Annotated in this window: 7 protein-coding genes; 6 read left to right on the forward strand and 1 reads right to left on the reverse strand. The window is 37.3% G+C overall.

The window, feature by feature from the left end:
• Positions 1–66 precede the first annotated feature (66 nt).
• Positions 67–435 (forward strand): helix-turn-helix domain-containing protein, encoded by a 369-nt coding sequence (locus tag AC1DPZ_RS22550; protein WP_477407686.1) that lies wholly within the window; start codon positions 67–69, stop codon positions 433–435.
• Between the two features lie 234 nt (positions 436–669).
• Positions 670–972 (forward strand): hypothetical protein, encoded by a 303-nt coding sequence (locus AC1DPZ_RS22555; RefSeq protein ID WP_477407688.1) that lies wholly within the window; start codon positions 670–672, stop codon positions 970–972.
• Between the two features lie 307 nt (positions 973–1279).
• Here the strand turns inward: AC1DPZ_RS22555 and AC1DPZ_RS22560 are convergent, their stop codons facing one another.
• Positions 1280–2719, reverse strand: coding sequence for a tetratricopeptide repeat protein (locus AC1DPZ_RS22560; RefSeq protein ID WP_477407690.1), 1440 nt, complete (start codon positions 2717–2719; stop codon positions 1280–1282).
• A gap of 546 nt (positions 2720–3265) precedes the next feature.
• On the opposite strand from AC1DPZ_RS22560, the gene AC1DPZ_RS22565 reads away from it, so the two are divergent.
• From AC1DPZ_RS22565 to AC1DPZ_RS22580, 4 genes are all read left to right on the forward strand, one after another.
• A complete protein-coding gene (locus AC1DPZ_RS22565; RefSeq protein ID WP_477407691.1) occupies positions 3266–3421 on the forward strand; it encodes a hypothetical protein in 156 nt (51 codons plus the stop codon).
• Positions 3422–3491: 70 nt separating this feature from the next.
• Complete coding sequence (locus AC1DPZ_RS22570) at positions 3492–3635, forward strand: hypothetical protein (RefSeq protein WP_477407693.1); 144 nt, start codon at positions 3492–3494, stop codon at positions 3633–3635.
• A 46-nt stretch (positions 3636–3681) separates the two neighbouring features.
• On the forward strand, positions 3682–3837 hold the full coding sequence (locus AC1DPZ_RS22575; protein ID WP_477407695.1) for a hypothetical protein: 156 nt from the start codon (positions 3682–3684) through the stop codon (positions 3835–3837).
• A gap of 63 nt (positions 3838–3900) precedes the next feature.
• Positions 3901–4482 (forward strand): hypothetical protein (locus tag AC1DPZ_RS22580; protein ID WP_477407697.1); only part of this gene is annotated, 582 nt, incomplete at its 3' end.

Raw genomic sequence — 4482 nt, forward strand, 5'->3', positions numbered from 1 at the left:
AATTTAACGATGGCATAACGTTTGGATGTACTGTATTAATTAATTTACAATTAAGTAGAATCCAAAATGAGCGACATTAGTAAAAAACAAACCAACAAATTTGTTGGTAAAAACATCAGAACCTTGCGTCATCAGCATGGCTGGAGCCAGGAAGATGTGGCAAACCGCTTAGGTATTTCTATCCCTGCATTTTCAAAAATTGAAACCGGTGTAACGGATATCAACCTATCGCGATTGGAGCAAATCGCAAATATTTTTGAACTCAATGTAGTGAACCTACTTGCACTCGATGCCAGGGAAATTGACCTTACTCCATCAAACCTGAGTGTTGCTCAAAAGAAACTGGTTGACCGCGAAAGCGAGATTGCAAACCTGCAGCGTAAAGTGATTTTACTTTATGAGGAACTGCGGAATAAAAGTGCTTTAGCTGTGTAGATTTACAAATGTGTGTTGTAAACCTTACACATACAGGTTCATAATACACTAATTACTACACTTTTAGTAAATTATACAGGTTATATTTATTAAATATTGATTAACAATATTTAATAAAAGGAAACATTTGTAAAAATTTAAAAGTAGTATGACGTTTATAATTTAATACTGCTTTTATTTAAATTTTTGGAGTAAAAATTGTTGCATGATTTTCATCCAGAAAAACATGTACTTATGCCAAATTACCTGATATCCATTTCAAAAAACGAGGCTTTGATGGATGGTACAATTCACGATCCACACAGCAAGCTTAAAGTTAAGGCCTTTGATATGCTGAAATCAAAGTTTAAACCCTGCAAAGGCGAAGTAAGATTTTTTGTTACCGCCGGCGATGAAGCCATTGCCTTTGAAACCCAGGGCTACAAAAAACACCGACAGTTGCTTATTTTACAGATGATATCATGGTACTGCATTTACCTGGGCCTTTGCGAGGCCCAAATACACTCCTCTTTCCCTGTACCGTTTAATATGAATTAATTGGGGGACTGTCGGACAAAGGACTTTCAGACGAAGGACAAAGGACTGTCAGACAAAGGACTTTCAGACTTTCAGACAAAGGACGAAAAGATAAAAGATAAAAAAAACGGCTGGTATCTACCAGCCGTTTTCTTTTTAGGCATCCCGTATACTAAAAGCATACAAACATGCCGGCTCATAATCTTCATGGGATTCTTATAGAGTCCGCCCCCCTTTTGTCCTGCGCTTAAGAGTCCATCGTCTGAAAATCTTTTGTCCTTTGTCCTTCGTCTGAAAGTCCTTCGTCCGAACGTCCTTTGTCCAAAAACTATGTTGTTGTAGTGCGCGATGGATTATGCAGCATATCGCTCATATCAATGATTTTTTCGTCGATCTCGGATACGCATTTGTCCATCATCGAAATGCACTCCTCCTGATCTACCAGGCCTTCTTTTTCGAGATTGATAAGGCCGCGCAGGGTGGCTATAGGGCCCCTTATCTGGTGCGATAGGTAGGATGAATGTTCGGATAATTTCCTGTTCTTGATCTGAAGATCTTTGGTACGCTCGTCAATGATCTCTTCCAGGTGATGATTAATACGGTCGAGGTTGTCCTTTTGCCGGGATACTTCGCCGTTAAGTAAAGTAAGCTGTACATTGGTTTTAGCCTTGCGCTTCACATTGCCTACCAATAGTCCTATCRCAACCAATAAAAGCCCGGCAACTATAGTTACGGCCCAAAACTTGGTACGGTCATATGCCTGTCGTTCTGCCACGCGCTCGTTTTCCTTTATCTGCTCATCCTGTTTGCGGGTAGCTTCTATCAGTTTCATTTGCACCGAGGTATTGGTTTTGAAAGTTGCGCTATCTACACGGTAAATCTCTCGTAAATAAAACAGGGCCTCGTTATAATTTTTGCGGTTATAAGCCAATTCATAATTGGTGTGCTTGTAGTCATATTCAAGCTTGGGATCATTAATCAGCTGYGTGTATGCAACCCCCTCTTTAACTACCTTTTCTGCCTCATCAAACCTTTTCTGGTTCATGTATAATGAAGCCAGCGTTAAATCAATACTTGCTATCGGCTCATTTAAATCAAGGTGCTTGGCGGCGCTGTTGGCCTCAAGCAGCATTGCCAAAGCTTTATCATACTCCCCTAACTTAAAGTAAACCACCCCTGTATTCTGCACGCATTGAACCAGGTTAACAGAATCCTTTAGCGTAATGAACATAGCTTTGCTTTGACCATAATATTTTAAAGCCTGCGTATAGCTGTTTCTGCGGGTATAAACGTTACCTATGTTTAAATTGAGCGATGCTACTAAACCTACATTATTAATCTTATTGGCAATGGCCAACGATTTAAAAAAATAATCAAGCGAGCGGTTGGTATCATGGTCGCGGTAAATATTACCCATGTTATTGTACACTTTTGCCTCGCCGCCCAAATTATTGGCCCTGGTAAAAAAAACCACCGCATTTAAATAACTGCTGAATGCCTTTTCGGGCTGATCCATATAAAACATGGCCAAACCCGAAACCCGGTAAGCCTCGGCAATACCGTTGTTATAGTTCATTTTACGAGCCAGATCCATTGCCCGGGTAGCATCAGTAAGCGTTTGCTGAGGTTGGGTTAAGCGGTTGTCATAAGCTTGTTTATTAATGCGTATAACTTCACTTGTATCTGCTGTAATCGCCTCATCTAATTCCTTCGCGTATATAGTAAATACAATAAAAAAGAATAAAAGAAAACTAAGGGCTTTTTTCATTAAAACACTTTTACGTGATATTGAATGGGAAAGTTATAAATTATACTGAAATATACATAAAAACAACAGAAAAAAGATTGTTGAAAATTATTTCATATTTATTACTTAAAAAAATAAAAAACATATATATATTTGACTTGTTAATTAATTGATATTCAGTTAATTAATTGTATATTATTGTGCATTTTATTATATTTCAGGGCATAAAAAACGTGTTTCAGGCTACTGTTTAAGTAGTGAAAATATTAAACTGCTTTATATGTTACCAATACACTACCTGATAATGAAAATAATTAAAAAGTATAACAATGTTTTTTAATTAACAATTGGGTATAGTGTTTAAAATTAACAATTTATTTTATAATAACGCAAAAAAACATAATAAAACTGTAAGGTATTTCTGGCAGTTTTTATACAAAAAAGAAAGTAAATTATAATCTATAAACAGCTTTTACATACCGGTAAAAATACCGGAAAGTATTATTTGGCACATATGGTTAATTATTACTTAATTAAATAGAATACTAATATAAAATATTAATATATATGAAAAAATTCATTCTCTTAGCGTTGCTTGTATCAGGCACAGGAGTTTTATCATCAACGGTTTTAGTATCGCCAAAAAAGGCCGATCAGCCAATGGCCGCCAGCATTATAATAAACGATAATGGATTTAAAAAAGACCTGGGCGTTGCCGACTAATCTCTTTATTAAGGCGTAGCAAGCATTCAAAATCAAGACAATCCGGTATTCAAAATATTATTTAACGATCATGAAAAAGTTAATCACAATCACCTTAGCAGTTTTATTCACAGGCGCCATCTCATCATGCAAAAAAGAAAGCGTGGCTCCTGAAACTACCACACTGCACTCTTTTGCCACCAATGTCAAAAAAGACCTGGGTACAGCTGATTGATCTTAAACATGATTTATATAAAAACATTTAAAAAATTAAAAACAACATGAAAAAATTTATCATCGTAACCATTGTAAGCTTAAGTGTAGCTACTGGTATTTTATCATCGCAAACCACAACAAAACAAACTGTAAAACCAGAAGTGGCAACGCTTACTTCATCAACATCTGGATTTAGAAAAGATTTAGGCCAGGCCGACTAATTACCAAACATCAACCATTTATTAACAAAATATTTATACCACATCCTACAATATACAACAATCATGAAAAAGTCATCAATCATAGCAATATTAGCGTTAAGCACTTTCCTTACATCATTTACTTCTGATACAAAAACTGAAACTCCATCTAATCAAAATACAGCTTTCACTGGCGGTCCGAAAAAAGACTTAGGTACTGCTGATTTTGCTTTCACTGGTGGTCCGAAAAAAGACTTAGGCACTGCTGATTTTGCTTTCACCGGCGGCCCGAAAAAAGATTTAGGTACTGCTGACTTTGCTTTCACTGGTGGTCCGAAAAAAGACTTAGGTACCGCTGACTTTGCTTTCACAGGCGGTCCGAAAAAAGACTTAGGTACTGCTGATTTCGCTTTCACAGGCGGTCCGAAAAAAGATTTAGGTACTGCTGAYTTYGCTTTCACAGGCGGTCCGAAAAAAGATTTAGGYACTGCTGACTTTGCTTTCACTGGCGGCCCGAAAAAAGACTTAGGTACTGCTGACTTCGCTTTCACTGGCGGTCCGAAAAAAGACTTAGGCACTGCTGATTTCGCTTTCACTGGCGGTCCGAAAAAAGACTTAGGCACTGCTGATTTCGCTTTCACTGGCGGTCCGAAAAAAGACTTAGGC

This window comes from Mucilaginibacter sp. P4_G9 (assembly GCF_056400985.1).

Excerpts from the sequence above, each read along its gene's own strand:
- AC1DPZ_RS22550 (WP_477407686.1), top strand. The coding sequence starts at position 67 with ATGAGCGACATTAGTAAAAAACAAACCAACAAATTTGTTGGTAAAAAC.
- AC1DPZ_RS22555 (WP_477407688.1), top strand. The coding sequence starts at position 670 with ATGCCAAATTACCTGATATCCATTTCAAAAAACGAGGCTTTGATGGAT.
- AC1DPZ_RS22565 (WP_477407691.1), top strand. The coding sequence starts at position 3,266 with ATGAAAAAATTCATTCTCTTAGCGTTGCTTGTATCAGGCACAGGAGTT.
- AC1DPZ_RS22570 (WP_477407693.1), top strand. The coding sequence starts at position 3,492 with ATGAAAAAGTTAATCACAATCACCTTAGCAGTTTTATTCACAGGCGCC.
- AC1DPZ_RS22575 (WP_477407695.1), top strand. The coding sequence starts at position 3,682 with ATGAAAAAATTTATCATCGTAACCATTGTAAGCTTAAGTGTAGCTACT.